The following is a 15,863-nucleotide window of genomic DNA, read 5'->3' on the forward strand; positions in this document are numbered from 1 at the left end:
ATACCCATCGAGTGTCTGACTACGAGCGATGGGTTTCGCTGCGCCCTACCCATCCTACGGTGTTCATTTCAGCACGATCACATCCTGGTCGGGCTTGTCAGCATAAAGCCGCTCAACCAGCGCGGCACGACGTTCCAAGCCGGCGCGCTGGTTGATGTAGCCCTTGTCGGTGAGCTCGTTGCCGTCGATCGAGGGCGGCTCCGCCATCAGCATGGCGCGCGCGATGATACGGCTGCTGGCGCCTTCGCACTCCTTATTGTGGGCCTCCAGTCCGCGCCTGAAGCAAGCGATCACCTCGGGATGCTTCACTGCATCATCGAAGCTGAGATCGGGGTTGCCGGCGAGCTGGCGGCAGGCATGCAGGTTCGGCCAGGCCAGCAGGCCGATGAAGGCGCGATCCTGCCCCGCGACCAGCGCGTCATGGACGACAGGCGTTGCCGCGGCGATCGCATCCGTGCGCAGCGAGCCGACATGGACGAAGGTGCCGGTGGTCAGCTTGAAATCTTCCACCACGCGCCCGGCAAAGATGATGCCCTTCACCGGATCAGTGTCGTCGACGAAGACGCCGGCGTCACCGATGCAGTAAAAACCTTCCTCGTCGAACATCTTCTTCGTCAGGTCAGGCTGGCCGAAATAGCCCGGCGTGACGTTGACGCCGCGCAGACGCAGCTCGTATTTCGAGCCGCAGGGCACCATCTTCAACTCGACGCTGGGGAACGGCAGGCCGATCAGGCCGACGCGCTCGGTGTCCCAATAGGTGCCGGTCGAGGTGGGCGCGGTCTCGGTCGAGCCCCAGCCGGTGTAGAACACGATGCGCTCACCGGTGGTCTTCACGGCGAGGGCCTGCATGCGGTCGTAGAGATCATCCGGCAGTCGCGCGCCGCCATAGGCCATGATCGAGAGGTTCTTGAAGAAGGATCGGCACAGCGCGTCGTCCTTCTCCATGGCGGCGGCGAGCGCGGCATAGCCCGCGGGGACGTTGGCGTAATAGGTCGGCGAGATCTCGCGCAGATTGCGCAGCGTCTCATCGAACTGGCCCGGCATCGGCCGGCCGTCATCGATATAGAGCGTGCCGCCATCGACCAGGATCGGGTGGAACGCCGCATTGCCGCCCATGGTGTGGTTCCAGGGCATCCAGTCCAGCATGGTCGAGATCGGACCGCCGGGATCGCGCGGCCGCACCTGCATCATCATCGCCGCATTGGCGCACATCATCGCTTGCGTGTTGATGACGGCCTTGGGCATGCCGGTCGAGCCTGACGTGAACAGCAGCTTGCCGACGGTCTCAGGCGCGATCTTCGCGATCGACGCTTCGACATCGGCCGTCACGGCCGTCGCCGCGAGCTCGGCAAAGCTGACTCTCGCGATACCCTCACAGGGCCGCAAGACGTGAACCACGGTGACGCCTGTGAGATCGAGCGCTTTCAGCGCCTTCTCGAAGGTCGGGCCGTCCTGCACCATCACCACGCCCGGCTTGATCAGGTCGAACAAATATTTCAGCTTGACGTGATCATGGCTCATCAAGGAGTAGGCCGGCGAGACCGGCGCGGCCGGGACGCGCGCCTGCATCGCCGCCTGCGTCATCAGCGCGTGCTCGATCGAATTGCCGGAGAGGATCGTGACCGGGCGACCGTCAAGCGCGAGATTGAGCAGGCCTTGCGTCAGCGCATCCACGATGCGCTTGGCCTCCCCATAGGACACCTTACGCCATTCGCGGTTAGGGCCGCCGCGCTGGGCAAGCCAGATCCGCTCGGGCGCTTCCTTCGCCCATTTTGCCAGCGAAGCCGGGATATGCTTCTCGTAGGCCTGCAGCGGGATGCGCGACTTCAGCACCACCGTGCCGTCGTCGCGGCGCTCGACATCGATGTCGCGCGCCAGCCACTCGACCTTGCGAAAGGCGGGCTTCGTCATCACCGCCGCCGCGCTTCCACTCATTTTGCGTCTCCCGGAATTTCTCGTCCTTTACGGATCTTCATTGTCAGCGCCTGATATAGACAGGCTTTCGCTTCTCAAGGAAGGCCCTGATGCCTTCCGAAAATTCCTCGGAGCGGCTGCACAGAACCTGGTTGCGATCCTCCATCGCGATCACGGCTTCCAGCGATCCGGCATCGACGCTCATGTTGAGACATTCTTTGGACAGGCGTAGGCCCACGGGCGAGGCCGTGATCATCGCGTCGACATAGGGTTCGGCGGCCTCATCGAGCTTGTCCTCGTCGACGACCTCGGAGACCAGCCCGACCGCGAGCGCCCGCTCGGCGCCGATGAAGCGTCCCGTGAGGATCAGCTCCGAGGCCACAGAGACACCGACAAGGCGTGGCAGGAAATAACTGGTGCCGATGTCGCAGCCGCCAAGGCCGAGCTTGATGAAGGCGCAGTTCATCCGCGCCGATCTCGTCGCGATGCGGATGTCGGAGGCGAGCGCCAGCGCAAAGCCGCCGCCGGCCGCCGCGCCCTGCACCAGCGCGAGGATCGGCTGCGGACAGCGCCGCATCAGCATCACGATGTCGGCGATGCGCCGCTGCGAATCCAGCGACTCGGTGACATCAGGCGGCTCCTGCTGGCCGGCACGGCGCGCCATCGCCGCCTTGAGATCGAGTCCCGCGCAGAAGTTCTTGCCGGCGCCCTTCAGCACCACGACGCGCGTATCCCGGTTGCGCTGGACGCCCTGGAAATAGACGTTGAGCGCGTCGATCAACGCAGGATCGAGCGCGTTGAGGTGTTCGGGACGATTGAGCGTCACTGTGTCGACGCCGTCATTTTGCTCGATCAGCAGCGGTTGGGACATGAGGCGCCTCGTGCTTGCCGCCATTCGCGGTGCCGATTGCTACGCCCTCTCCCCTTGTGGGAGAGGGCGTGTACGCTGCGAACCCGGAATTCGCTTGGGTGAGGGGTCTGTCTCCGTGGATAGAGACCCCTCATCCGGCGCGCTACGCGCGCCACCTTCTCCCACAAGGGGAGAAGGGAGGAAGAGCTACCGCGGCGCCATGCGGATCGCGCCGTCGAGGCGAATGGTCTCGCCATTGAGCATCGGGTTCTCGACGATGTGCACGGCGAGCGAGCCGTATTCATTGGCGTCGCCGAGACGCGCGGGATGCGGCACCTGGGCACCGAGGCTCTTGCGGGCCTCTTCGTTCAAGCCCATCAGCAGCGGCGTCAGGAACAGGCCGGGCGCGATGGTGTTGACGCGGATCTTCTGGCTCGCGAGGTCGCGCGCGGCCGGCAGCGTGAGACCGACGACGCCGCCCTTCGACGCCGCATAAGCGATCTGACCGATCTGCCCTTCGTAAGCCGCGACCGACGCCGTGTTGACGATGACGCCGCGCTCTTCACCGACCGGCTCGATCGTGACGAGGCGCTCGGCGAACAGCCGCAGGCAGTTGAAGGTGCCGATCAAATTGACATTGATGATGCGCGCGAACTTTTCCAGCGGGTAGACGCCATCGCGGCCGACGATGCGCTGCGAGCCGCCGATACCGGCGCAGTTCATCAGCACGCGCGCAACGCCGTGCGCGGCTTCCGCCTTGGCGATCGCCGCCTTGATCTGCTCCTCGCTGGTGACATCGGCGTGAAGCGCGATGCCCTTCACTTCGGCGGCAACCTTCTCGGCGTTTTCCTTGCTCTGGTCGATCACGCCGATCTTGGCGCCCTTGGCGGCCATCGCGCGGGCGGTCGCGGCACCAAGGCCCGACCCGCCGCCCGTGATGAGAACGGCTACGTCTTTCAACTGCATCGCTTGTACCTTTCCTCGAACCTTTTCCTTGGGCGTTTCTTCTCTAGACTTCTGCGTTCTGGCCGGTCATCCGGCCGCGGCAGCTTCCTCGATATTCGTGAGAATGCCGCCGCAGATCAGCGTTTCCATATGCTTGATGTATTGCCGGCAAACGTCGTCGGTGACCGGGCCGACGCCGGTCGCGCGTGACATCGCGTGCCGGCCGAAGAACAAATGATCGCAGGCGCCGATCAGGCTGGTGTAGAACAGCACCGGATCGGTGGCGCGGAATTCGCCCTGACTGACGCCTTCGGCGAGCAGGCGGCGATGGAAATCCAGCAGCGGTGCCACGAAGAATTTCGAGACTTCGTCCGCGGAGCCCGCGACGCTCTCGTGCAGCAGATAGTGGATCAGCCGGTTCATATACGGAAACCGGTGATAGGCGCGGATGATGCCGCCGATATGCAGCTTCAACTTGGCGGTCGGCGTGATCGGCTGCGCCAGCAGATACTCGAGATTGGACAGTTCCGTCCCCGCGTCGCGCTCGAGCAGCGCCAGCAGCAGGCCGTCCTTGTTGCCGAAGTGATATTTGACCAGCGCGGCGTTGGCACCGGACTTCTGGGCGATGTCGCTCAGCGAAATCTCGATCGAGGAGCGTTCGATCATCAACTCGCTCGCGGCCACGAGCAATTTCTCTGCTGTGGAATTCTTTCCGCTGGGGAGCCGGTTCGGTACGCTGGTAGTCACGGAGATCCCTGATTTTGGCGCGAGAGCGGCCGCAGATAAGCGCAAGCAGCGCCTCTCCACAAGAGTTAATTGATCGATTGACTAAACGACCAGTCGCCCCTTAAATCCGCCCGACAAGCAACCGTTCAAAATAATCCAGGGAGAAACCGACATGGCCGAGGCTTATATCGTCGCCGCCGCGCGTACCGCCGGCGGGCGCAAGGGGGGCCGCCTCGCCGGATGGCATCCGGCCGATCTCGCCGCGAAGGTACTGGACGAGCTGGTTGACCGCACCAAGGTCGATCCCGCGCTGGTCGAGGATGTGATCATGGGCTGCGTCATGCAGGTCGGCGAGCAATCCAACAATGTCGCGCGCAACGCGATCATGGCCTCGAAACTGCCGGAGAGCGTGCCGGGCACCTCGATCGACCGCCAATGCGGCTCCTCGCAGCAGGCGCTGCACTTCGCAGCCCAGGCCGTGATGTCCGGCGCGATGGACGTGGTGATCGCCGCCGGCGTGGAATCGATGACACGCGTGCCGATGGGCCTGTCGTCGCAGCTTCCCGCCAAGAACGGCTTTGGCAATTACAAGAGCCCGGGTATCGAGCACCGTTATCCAAACATCGTGTTCAGCCAGTTCACCGGCGCCGAAATGATGGCCGAGAAGTACGGCCTCTCCAAGGATGAGCTCGACCAGTACTCCTACAACAGCCATCAGCGTGCGATCGCGGCAACGCAGGCCGGTCACTTCAAAAAGGAGATCGTGCCGCTCGAGATCACCCGCGCCGACGGGTCCAAGGACACCCACCACATCGACGAAGGCATCCGCTTCGACGCCACACTCGACGGCATCAAGGGCGTCAAGCTGATCGCCGAGAACGGCAAGCTCTCCGCGGCCAGCGCCAGCCAGATCTGCGACGGCGCCTCCGGCGTGATGGTGGTGAACGAGCGTGGCCTGAAGCAGCTTGGCGTGAAGCCGCTGGCGCGCGTCCACCACATGACGATGATGGGCGGCGATCCCGTGATCATGCTCGACGCACCGCTGCACGCCACCAAGCGCGCGCTGGAGAAGGCCGGCATGACGATCGACGAGATCGACCTGTTCGAGGTCAACGAGGCCTTTGCCTCGGTGCCGACGGGGTGGCTCAAGACCACTGGCGCTGATCCGGAACGTCTCAACGTCAATGGCGGCGCCATCGCGCTCGGCCATCCGCTCGGCGGCTCCGGCACCAAGCTGATGACGACGCTGGTGCATGCCTTGCATCAGCGCGGCAAGCGCTACGGGCTCCAGACCATGTGCGAAGGCGGCGGCATGGCGAATGTGACGATCGTGGAGCGTCTGTAAGCTCCCACGTGTCCCGGACGCGCTGCAGCGTGAAACGCTGCGGCGCAGAGCCGGGACCCATGCCTTACAATGGACCCCGGATCTGCAGCGCACCGCTACGCGCTGCGCTGCGTCCGGGGAACATCACTCCTAGCCGTAAACAGAGACATGACTCACCCCTCCATTCACGCTCGCGCCACACCCGACAAGATCGCCTATCAGATGGCCGGGACCGGCAAGGCGATTACCTATCGCGAGCTCGACGAGCTTTCGAACCAGGGCGCGCACCTGTTCCGCTCGCTCGGGCTGAAGGCCGGCGACCACATCGCGCTGCTGATGGAGAACCGCCTCGCCTTCATGGAGATCTGCTGGGCTGCGCAACGCAGCGGGCTCTATTACACCGCGATCAGCCGCTATTTGAAGCAGGACGAGATCGACTACATCATCGCCGATTGCGGCGCCAAGGTCGTGATCACCACGCCGAAATGCGCCGACCAGATCAAGGCCCTGATCAAGGGTGCGGCCGGCGAGCCGGTCTTCTACATGATGGACGAGCCGCAAGCCGGCTTCCGCTCCTACGACAAGGAAGCCGCCGCGCAGCCGACAACGCCGATCGACGACGAGGTCGCCGGCTATGACATGCTGTATTCGTCCGGCACCACCGGCCGGCCCAAGGGCATCAAGAAAGCATTCGAGGGCAAGCCGATCGACGAGCCAAACGCGTTTCTGCGCGTCCTCTGCGCCAGCATGTGCGGCATGAACGACGAGACCACCTATCTCTCACCGGCGCCGCTCTATCACGCGGCTCCCTTGCGCTTCAACATGATGGCGATCCTGCTCGGCGGCACTTCCATCATCATGGAGCACTTTGACGCCGAAGATTTCCTGAAGCTGGTCGAAAAATACAAGGTGACCCACGCGCAGCTCGTGCCGACCATGTTCGTGCGCATGCTGAAGCTGCCGGACGAGGTCCGCAACCGCTACGACGTCTCGACCCTGAAGGGCGCGATCCACGCCGCCGCGCCCTGCCCGGTCGAGGTCAAGGCCAAGATGATCGAATGGTGGGGGCCGATCCTGATCGAGTATTACGCGGGCTCCGAAGGCAACGGCGTCACCGTCTGCAACTCGAAAGAATGGCTGGAGCACCGCGGCAGCGTCGGCCGCGCCGTGGTCGGCAAGATCAAGATTCTGGACGAGAACGACGAGGAGCAGCCGACGGGCGAGATCGGCACGGTCTATTTCGCCGATGCGCCGGTTTTCACCTATCACAACGATCCCGAGAAGACGAAGAAGGCCTACAACGCAAAAGGCTGGTCGACGCTCGGCGACGTCGGCTATCTCGACAGTGACGGCTTTCTCTTTCTCACCGACCGCAAGTCCTACATGATCATCTCGGGTGGCGTGAACATCTACCCGCAGGAGACCGAGGACGTGCTCATCACCCACCCCGAAATCGCCGACGTCGCCGTGTTCGGTGTACCGAACGAGGAGATGGGCGAAGAGGTCAAGGCGGTGGTGCAGCCGCACGATCCCAAGCGCGCCGGCAAGGAGCTCGAGGCCGACCTGATCGCCTACTGCAAGAGCCGCCTCTCGACGATCAAATGCCCGCGCTCGATCGATTTCGAAGCCGAGCTGCCGCGCACGCCGACCGGCAAGCTGGTGAAGCGGCATTTACGCGACAAATATTGGCCGAAGGCGACGGCGAAGATCTAGCCCGCGGCGTCATCGCCTCAGTCGAACAAGCTCGGCGTGTGGTTCACCAGCGCGCCTTCGATCTCCAGCATCTTCAGCTTCGTCACCACGCCGCCATTGGCGGAGAAACCGCCGGGCTTGTTGCCGGCCGCCAGCACGCGATGGCAGGGCACGACGATCGGGCACGGGTTGCGGCCGAGCGCCTGGCCGACGTCGCGCGACAGCTCGACACCGCCGAGCTGCTTGGCGATGTCGCCATAGGTGACGGTCTTGCCCGGCGGAATGGTGCGGGCGATCGCGTAGACGCCACGGTTGAAGTCGGGCACGCCGTCGAGGTCGAGCGGGATGTCGGTGAGGTCATCCGGCTCGCCGGCGAGCAGCTTTGTGATGCGATCGATCGCCTGCTGCATTTCGACGGTCGGTTCGGCTTCGCTGGCGTCGGCATGGCGCTGGCTGATGCGGGTGCGGATCTTCGCCTCGCCGCCCATCGGCAGTTGCGTGCCGTTGATGCCGCGCGGACCCCATGCGATGGCGCACAGGCCGATCTTGCTATCGAACAGGGCAAAATGCTGGTCGGTCATGGTTTGGTCCCTGGCTTGCGTTCCCTCGCATGCCCCCAATGTGAACTGAGCTCAAATCTAGGCTTGGAAATAGTTGCGATCCACCCGGTTTCCGGGAATCTTGCACAGGAGTTCCGCCCCCTGTTCGCGAGCCCAGAATGCAAAGCCTCCACGTCAACGGATACGACATGCCCTATCTCGACGTGGGCGAAGACCGAGGCCGGCCGCCGCTGGTCTGCGTGCATGGTTCGCTCAACGATTTCCGTGTCTGGGGCTGCGTGCTCGGGCCGCTGTCGCAGCGGCACCGGGTGATTGCTGTCAGCTTGCGGCACTTCTTCCCGGCGCAATGGGATGGCGTCGGCGACACCTATTCGATCGCCCAGCATGTCGACGACGTCATGGCCTTCCTTGAAAAGCTCGACCTCGGCCCGGTTGATTTGATGGGCCATTCCCGCGGCGGGCACATCTGCTTCCGCGTGGCGCAGCGGCGGCCGGAGCTGCTCCGGCGGCTGGTGCTGGCCGAGCCCGGCGGCGAACTCGATGCGAGCCTCGACCCCGATTATGCCGGCGGTCCCTCGCCGCTGCTGGCGCGGTTCACGGCCTCGGCCGAGAAGATCGCGGCCGGCGACATTGACGGCGGCCTTGCCGTCTTCGTCGACACGCTTGAAGGCGCCGGCACCTGGCCGCGGCTGCCGGCGCTGGTGAAGCAGAATCTGCGCGACAACGCTTTCACGCTGATCGGCCAGGTCCGCGACAACCGCCCGCCATTCTCGAAGGCGGACGCGGAGTCCATTACGATGCCGACGCTGTTCATCCTGGGCGCACGGACCAAGGGCCTGCTGCCGAAAGTGCTGCATGCGCTCGCCGCGCATGTGCCGTATTCCAGGACGACGGTCATCCCGAACGCAACGCACCCGATGTTCGAGCAGGCGCCGCAGAAATACTCCGAAGTGGTGCTGGATTTTCTGGCGGGCTGATCATGCAGACATTTCGTATCAATGGTTACGACATGGCCTATCTCGAAGTGGGACGAGGCCCGCCGCTGGTCTGCGTGCACGGCACGCTCGGCGATTTCCGCACCTGGTATTCCGTGCTCGGCCCGCTGTCGAAATCCCATCGCGTGATCTCGGTCAGCCTGCGGCATTTCTTTCCCGAGCACTGGGATGCCGTCGGCGACGACTACAAGATGGCCCAGCACGTCGCTGACGTGATCGCCTTCATCGAGCAGGTCGAACCCGCGCCGGTCGATCTGATGGGCCATTCGCGCGGCGGCCACATCGCGTTTCGCGTGGCGCAGTCGCGGCCGGATCTGTTGCGCAAACTGGTGCTGGCCGAGCCCGGCGGCGATCTCGATGCCAGCCTGCCGGTGCCCGCAGGCACGCCCGCGCATCCGCCGCTGGCGGCGCGCACGGCGCGCTCGGTCGAGATGATCCGCGCCGGCGACATCGAGAGCGCGCTGCAGAACTTCTACGAAGGCATCGAAGGCGACGGCACATGGCGGCGCGTGCCGGCGGCGGCGAAGCAGCAATTGCGCGACAACGCGATCACCTTCCTCGGCCAGATCAACGAGCAGCGCAGGCCCTACACGCTCGCGGACGCGCAGGCGATCAGGACCCCGACTCTCCTGATCGGCGGCGGCGCGACGACGGGGAGCCTGTCGGTGATGTGGCGCGTGCTGGCCGCGCACATCGCGGGCGCCAAGACGGTCGTGATCCCCAATGCCGGGCACTGGATGTTCGAGCAGGCGCCGCTGGAGTTCGGCGAGGCGGTGAACGCGTTCCTGGCGGAGTAGGCGGCCTCACATCTCTTTTCCTTGAAAACAACCCCATGCACAGTAGCCGAGCCGAGCAATATCAATGGCTTGGCGAAGCGCAAAAACAGGGTCGGACGCCGCATTGGCCGCGCTTGACGCCCTTATCCTCTCGCCGTATCTTCGAATACGGAATTCCGTATTCTCTGTTGGCCTTCGGAGCTGCCGGCGTGATCCCTCTCGACCCGCTTCCAAACCTGATCGACCAGGTCTATGCGCGCATCCTGGAGGCGATCTCCGACCGCACGCTGCAGCCCGGCCAGCGAATCCGGCAGAACGAGCTCGCCGACAGGCTCGGCGTGTCGCGCCAGCCGGTGTCGCATGCGCTGCACCTGTTGCACCGGCAGGGACTCGTCGCGGAGAGTGGCCGGCGCGGCTTTGAAGTCACCCAGCTCGATCCCGCACGCATCCGTCAGCTCTACGAGGTGCGCGGCGCGATCGATGCGCTGGCGGCACGGCTTGCCGGCGAACGCGCCGCAAGCGATGCGGCGGGACGCGCGCGGCTGGAGGCGGCCCTCGCCGCCGGGCGCGGGATCGATGGCAAGACCACGCTCGCCGAGCTGATCGCGCTCGACGTCGAGTTTCATCGCGCGATCTATCGGCTCTCCGGCAATCCCGTGATCGAGGAGACGATTACTCCGCAATGGCCGCATATGCGCCGCTCGATGGCGACGGTGCTGTCCGAGCTCGATTATCGTGGCAGCGCCTGGGCCGAGCATGCCGACATTGCCGGACACATTCTCGCGGGCGACGCGAAGGCGGCCGAGCGTGCGGCGCTTGCGCATGCGCAGACGGCTGGACGGATGACTGAGGAGAGATTGAGGGCGACGGAAGAGGCGGCCGCGTAGCAGCCACCACCGCCAAAGACGTGGATGGCCGGGTCAAGCCCGGCCATGACGAGCGATAACAAAAATTAAAACAGGAGGACGCGCCATGAAACTGTCCCAGGAGCAATTGGAGTTCTTCCACCGCGAGGGCTGGCTGTTCCTGCCCGAATTGTTCAGCCCGGAGGAGGTCGATCTTCTCGCGCGCGAGGCGGTCGCCATCTATGACGCAAACCGGCCGGAAGTCTGGCGCGAGAAGAGCGGCGCGCCGCGCACCGCCTTTGCCGCGCATCTCTACAACGAGGCCTTCGGCATTCTGGGTGCGCATCCCCGCATGATCGACCCGGTCGAGCAGCTGTTCGGCGAGCAGGTCTACATGCACCAGTTCAAGATCAACGCAAAATCCGCCTTCACCGGCGACGTCTGGCAATGGCACCAGGATTACGGCACGTGGAAGCGCGACGACGGCATGCCAGAGCCGCGCGCGATGAACATCGCGATCTTCCTCGACGAGGTGATGCCGATCAACGGCCCGCTGATGCTGGTGCCGCAGAGCCAGAACGCCGGCGACCTCAAGGCCTCGCACGACCTCGCGACGACCTCCTATCCGCTGTGGACGCTGGACGAGGAGACCGTGACGCGCCTCGTCAAGCAGGGCGGCATCGTGGCGCCGACCGGCAAGCCGGGCGGCATGCTGATGTTCCACGGCAATCTCGTGCATGGCTCGGCGGGCAACATCACGCCCTACCCGCGCAAGATCGTGTACCTGACGCTGAACGCGGTTTCGAATTACATCCGCACCCCGACGCGGCCGGAGTACATCGCGCATCGCGATTTTGCGCCGATCAAGACGGTGAAGGACGACGCGCTGGTCCGGCTCGCCCGTGCGCCGCGGCAGGCGGCGGAGTAGACTTACTCGCAAAACATCCTCGGTCGTCGTGGCCGGGCTTGTCCCGCCTGCGCGGCCGAAGCCGCTTCGGCGACGCAAAGGCCCGGGGATCCACGCCTTGAGACGATCGCTGCCGGCAAGACGTGGATGGCCGGGTCAGGCCCGGCCATGACGATCTGATAGAAACACGCCCCTCACCAATTTCTGCCTCGCAGGACCGTCCCATGAACCTCTTCCGCCTCCTCCAGGCCCGCGCTTCCGCCGGCAAGCCCGTCCGTGTGGCGCTGATCGGCGCCGGTAAATTCGGCTCGATGTTCCTGGCGCAGGTGCCCCACACGCCGGGACTGGAGGTGCCCATCATCATCGACATCGATCGCGACCGCGCGCGCGAGGCCTGCCGCACCGTGGGATGGGACGCGGCGCGGATCGCCGCCACTGTTTTCACCGACGACGGCGCGCGCGCCATTGCCGGCGGCGCGATGGACGTGGTGGTGGAGGCGACCGGCAATCCGGCCGTCGGCATCAAGCACGCCCGCGCGGCGATCGCGGCCGGCAAGCATATCGTGATGGTCAATGTCGAGGCCGACGTGCTCGCGGGTCCGCTGCTCGCCGAGGAAGCCCGCAAGGCCGGCGTGGTCTATTCGCTCGCCTATGGCGACCAGCCGGCGCTGACCGCGGAGATGGTGGATTGGGCTCGCGCCACCGGTTTTCACGTGGTCGCCGCCGGCAAAGGCACGAAATATCTGCCGGCCTATCACGACGTGACGCCGGATGGCGTCTGGCAGCATTACGGGTTGTCCGCGGGCGAGGCGCAATCGGCCGGGATGAATCCCCAGATGTTCAACTCCTTCCTCGACGGCACCAAATCGGCGATCGAGATGGCCGCGATTGCGAACGCCTGCGGACTGGACGTGCCTGCAGAGGGTCTGCTGTTTCCACCCTGCGGCGTCGACGACCTCCCGCATATCATGCGGCCGCGCAGCAAAGGCGGCGTGCTGGAGCGATCGGGCGTCGTAGAGGTGGTCTCCTCGCTCGAGCGCGACGGAAGGCCGGTGTTTCGCGATCTGCGCTGGGGCGTTTACGTCGTGCTCGAGGCGCCGAACGACTACGCGGCCGACTGCTTCAGGCAGTACGGCCTGAAGACCGACGGCAGCGGGCGCTTCGCGGCGATGTACAAGCCCTACCATCTGATCGGCCTCGAGCTGAACATCTCGGTCTTGTCGGCAGCCCTGCGGGGCGAGCCGACCGGGCAGCCCCATGGTTTCCGCGGCGACGTCGCCGCCGTGGCAAAACGCAATCTGCGCGCCGGCGAGATGCTGGACGGCGAAGGCGGCTACACGGTGTGGGGCAAGCTGGTGCCGGCGGCCGCGAGCCTCAAGGCCGGCGCGCTGCCAATCGGGCTGGCGCATCGGCTGAAGCTGAAGCACGACGTCGCCCATGGCGAGCTCGTGCGCTGGAGCGATGTCGAGTTCGACGCAGACAACGAGACGGTGAAGACGCGGAAGGCAATGGAAGCGGCGTTCGCAAGCGCAGATCAGGCCGCGCGTTCATAAATCGAAATTGGTGGATCAAAGCTTATGGGGGCAGCCCGTCAACGTGTCATGTATAAAACACTACAAAAAACACTGCCACGATGAAAAGCAGTTCGATGCTGGAAACGATTTTGTCAACTGCCCCAGGCTTTTGGGAAACGCCGTCTGGCCCTTTGCCCAAACCATAGCGCAGCCGCCGCAAGCCCGATGAAAAGGCAAAGGCCGGTTAAGAACGTCCACATGATCTTCTCGCCACGCACCGTAACAGTGCACCGATCCGCGCATTGTTTTCAAGGACTCAGTATCCGAACGGACGCAGGGTAAGCCTGTTCAAAAAAAGTCCACAATGGGTCAATCGCGTTGGTTTCGAGCTCAGCCGCAAACTTCCGGTCAGCCCCTGTGAACTGACATGTAGCTGCCCCACGTCAACGGAAGCGATGGGCCAATCAGCGACATTGGCAGGCCCGCGCGGCCCACCTACTGCGACGTCTACTGGTTTTCACCAAGGTGCTTACGGAAAAAACCAATCATCTCAGCGTGAAGCTGTTGATGAAAATCGTTGCGGTTGAAACCCGGCGCATCGGTGCAAGCCGTCGGATTACCCTGCACTTCCTTCGGGCTGCAGGTGGCAAGGAAAGAGAAGTGTTTGGCGTTTGTTACGAAGTGATAATCCAGCATCGGAAGCCGTTGTTTGACCGCTGCCGCACAGCATCCAGACAGGCCGTCAGCGTTTTGGGCGACGTCGGAACTCCACAACTGCACCGGGACCGCTACATCCTTCAGGTCCTTCTCTGGGAACACAAATGCCGGATATGGATCAACGATGACAGCGGCCCTCACGCGCGGATCGGACGTGACTGGCTGACTGGGTGCCTCACCGCTCTCAAGCTGCTTACAGGCCAACAGGCTGGACGTCGCGCAATTGGGCAGGCCCTTTCGCAAATCGGGATTACCACCGACGACAGCAAGACCCGTATAGCCACCAAACGAAAATCCGTAGAGACCAATACGCCGAGCGTCGATGCGCGCCGCGTCGGGCCAACTATCGAGCATGTAGTCAATCAGCCGCTTAATGTCCGCAGGCCGCTCCACCAGCACAGAAAGGCTATCGGTACGGCTAGTGTCGCGCCAAGTGTCACCGGGATGATTGAGCGCAGCGACGACAAAGCCCGCGTCGGCCAAGGCCGCCGCAGTGTCATGGTGGCCGCCGAACCATCCTCGCCTGCCGTGCGATATCACGATGAGGGGAAGCTTTTCGCCTGTCACTGCGCATCCGGGGACTGCGAGGAAAATGGCGCCACGGGCATCCAGTTCTCGCGGGGTCTCCGCACAAGGTGTCCAAACAAGCAGCCTGATCCCCGGTCCCGCCCCGTCAGCAGGAATGTCAAAATTTTTGACCCCCGCCGCGTTCGCCACCGCCAGTTCAAGGAAGAAATAGAGAGCAGACAATAAAATAACGCGACGCATTCTTGGCTCCGCGCGGGCAGAGGACCTTCACAATGGCTAGTTGAACCAGCCGATTATGTCGCCTTCGGGTCACAAACTGACTTGGGCAACCATCCCCGACATATCGGCTTTGGTTCTGCCTCAAGGCAGCAGCCGCTCTTGCTTCGCCTGCCTGAACCACTTCCGGAACATATCCTCGGTATCCATCATCTCGGTGAAGCCGGCGCGGTTGATCTTCACGGTCGAGACGATCGAGGGCGGACCGGATTCGGTCTGGCCGTAGCGCAGGCTGTAGTCGGCGTATTGGAACGAGAGGCCGACGAATTCGGCCAACGCAGGCGATGCAAGGTCGTGCTTGCGGCGCAACGCGTCCCAGGGAGCGACCCAGCTCGGGAATTCCCTCGCGAGCGACAGCGGGACCGGCCTGCCCGGCTTCATCTCCAGCGCGTCGGCGACCGCAGGCCAGATGTTCTCCCAGGTGAAGACGTCGCCATTGGTCACGTTGAAGGCCTCGTTCCGCGCGGCCTCGGCCTCGCCCGACCAGGCAATGGCGCGGGCGAGGAGATCGACATCGACGGCCTGCCCCACCCGCGGGGCGCCGCCGGGGTAATCGAGCGGTCTGCCCTGCTCGCGCAGCATCGCGGCATAGACGCCGAGCGGCGGGATCAAATCCATGGCGCCGCCCATGGCGAGGCCGACGATCAGCACCGGCCGCAGAATGCTCCAATGCCAGCTCTTGCCGGTCTGGAGGTCGCGCAAGAAGTTTTCCTGCGCCCAGTAGAAGTTGGGCTGCTCGTACATTTCGGAGCGGCCTTCGCGGGCCGGCACAGCCAAGGGGCGAACGTGGACGCCGTAGGCCTTGGTGCCTTGCAACACGGCGACATGCCTGAGGCGGGGCGCCACAGGCTCGAGCGCACCCATCAAATTGCGCAGCATCAAATCGTTGGTCTTGATCTGCTGCGGGTCGCGCCAGCCGTCGACGAGCTGCGGCGCCTCGTAGAGCGCGGCGTAGATCAGATGCGTTGCGCTGCTCAGTTCCGATGCGGCGCGCTCGCAATCCGCTGCACTGGTCAGGTCGATCGGGACATGACGGGCACCATAGAGGTCGCGCGGCTTCCGCCGGGACAGGGCAATCACATCGCACCCTCCCGCCAGGCCGAAGTGTCGCAACGCGGCATTGCCGACGAGACCGCTCGCTCCGGCGACCACGACTTTCTTGCCCGTCATGCGCGAGCCTCCCTGGTTTTGGCGCGACTGAATAGCAGATCGCGTGCAGGCCCGACTTGCGTCAGGCCGGTGTTCGCAGCTGCGAGGCGCCGATGAGGCTTGATTCCGGCGAAGCGCCCGGTCA

At 64.2% G+C, this 15,863-nt stretch carries 14 protein-coding genes; 7 read left to right on the forward strand and 7 right to left on the reverse strand.

Translation table 11 applies throughout. The features are described from left to right. Positions 1-63 precede the first annotated feature (63 nt). From IVB40_RS31390 to IVB40_RS31405, 4 genes are all read right to left on the reverse strand, one after another. Complete coding sequence (locus tag IVB40_RS31390; protein WP_247817292.1) at positions 64-1,935, reverse strand: AMP-binding protein; 1,872 nt, start codon at positions 1,933-1,935, stop codon at positions 64-66. 43 nt (positions 1,936-1,978) lie between these two features. Next, a complete protein-coding gene (locus IVB40_RS31395; protein WP_247817293.1) occupies positions 1,979-2,785 on the reverse strand; it encodes an enoyl-CoA hydratase/isomerase family protein in 807 nt (268 codons plus the stop codon). Positions 2,786-2,971: 186 nt separating this feature from the next. Continuing rightward, the gene (locus IVB40_RS31400; RefSeq protein ID WP_007615252.1) at positions 2,972-3,730 is read right to left on the reverse strand and encodes an SDR family NAD(P)-dependent oxidoreductase; all 759 of its coding nucleotides are present in this window, start codon (positions 3,728-3,730) and stop codon (positions 2,972-2,974) included. A 66-nt stretch (positions 3,731-3,796) separates the two neighbouring features. Then, on the reverse strand, positions 3,797-4,399 hold the full coding sequence (locus IVB40_RS31405) for a TetR family transcriptional regulator (RefSeq protein ID WP_018453285.1): 603 nt from the start codon (positions 4,397-4,399) through the stop codon (positions 3,797-3,799). Between the two features lie 208 nt (positions 4,400-4,607). Here IVB40_RS31405 and IVB40_RS31410 point away from each other — a divergent pair, with 208 nt between their 5' ends. Next, a complete protein-coding gene (locus IVB40_RS31410) occupies positions 4,608-5,780 on the forward strand; it encodes an acetyl-CoA C-acetyltransferase (RefSeq protein ID WP_247817294.1) in 1,173 nt (390 codons plus the stop codon). 147 nt (positions 5,781-5,927) lie between these two features. Further along, positions 5,928-7,472, forward strand: coding sequence for an acyl-CoA synthetase (locus IVB40_RS31415; protein ID WP_247817295.1), 1,545 nt, complete (start codon positions 5,928-5,930; stop codon positions 7,470-7,472). 17 nt (positions 7,473-7,489) lie between these two features. On the opposite strand, the gene IVB40_RS31420 is transcribed toward IVB40_RS31415, so the two are convergent. Next, positions 7,490-8,032 (reverse strand): methylated-DNA--[protein]-cysteine S-methyltransferase, encoded by a 543-nt coding sequence (locus IVB40_RS31420; protein WP_247817296.1) that lies wholly within the window; start codon positions 8,030-8,032, stop codon positions 7,490-7,492. Between the two features lie 137 nt (positions 8,033-8,169). Here IVB40_RS31420 and IVB40_RS31425 point away from each other — a divergent pair, with 137 nt between their 5' ends. The 5 genes from IVB40_RS31425 to IVB40_RS31445 all read left to right on the forward strand — a co-directional run bounded on the left by IVB40_RS31425 (position 8,170) and on the right by IVB40_RS31445 (position 13,087). Next, a complete protein-coding gene (locus IVB40_RS31425; protein ID WP_247817297.1) occupies positions 8,170-8,988 on the forward strand; it encodes an alpha/beta hydrolase in 819 nt (272 codons plus the stop codon). Between the two features lie 2 nt (positions 8,989-8,990). Then, complete coding sequence (locus IVB40_RS31430) at positions 8,991-9,803, forward strand: alpha/beta hydrolase (protein ID WP_247817298.1); 813 nt, start codon at positions 8,991-8,993, stop codon at positions 9,801-9,803. Positions 9,804-9,991: 188 nt separating this feature from the next. Further along, the gene (locus IVB40_RS31435) at positions 9,992-10,669 is read left to right on the forward strand and encodes a GntR family transcriptional regulator (protein WP_027565584.1); all 678 of its coding nucleotides are present in this window, start codon (positions 9,992-9,994) and stop codon (positions 10,667-10,669) included. An 85-nt stretch (positions 10,670-10,754) separates the two neighbouring features. Beyond that, positions 10,755-11,555, forward strand: coding sequence for a phytanoyl-CoA dioxygenase family protein (locus tag IVB40_RS31440; protein WP_247290141.1), 801 nt, complete (start codon positions 10,755-10,757; stop codon positions 11,553-11,555). Between the two features lie 203 nt (positions 11,556-11,758). Further along, the gene (locus IVB40_RS31445; RefSeq protein WP_247817299.1) at positions 11,759-13,087 is read left to right on the forward strand and encodes a Gfo/Idh/MocA family oxidoreductase; all 1,329 of its coding nucleotides are present in this window, start codon (positions 11,759-11,761) and stop codon (positions 13,085-13,087) included. Positions 13,088-13,555: 468 nt separating this feature from the next. On the opposite strand, the gene IVB40_RS31450 is transcribed toward IVB40_RS31445, so the two are convergent. Together IVB40_RS31450 and IVB40_RS31455 are read right to left on the reverse strand one after the other, a co-directional pair. Further along, entirely contained in the window at positions 13,556-14,533 is a 978-nt protein-coding gene (locus IVB40_RS31450) for a prolyl oligopeptidase family serine peptidase (RefSeq protein ID WP_247817300.1), read from the reverse strand. A gap of 120 nt (positions 14,534-14,653) precedes the next feature. Continuing rightward, complete coding sequence (locus IVB40_RS31455) at positions 14,654-15,739, reverse strand: NAD-dependent epimerase/dehydratase family protein (RefSeq protein WP_247817301.1); 1,086 nt, start codon at positions 15,737-15,739, stop codon at positions 14,654-14,656. Positions 15,740-15,863: the final 124 nt, after the last annotated feature.

Source organism: Bradyrhizobium sp. 40 (genome assembly GCF_023100925.1).
Classification (GTDB): domain Bacteria; phylum Pseudomonadota; class Alphaproteobacteria; order Rhizobiales; family Xanthobacteraceae; genus Bradyrhizobium.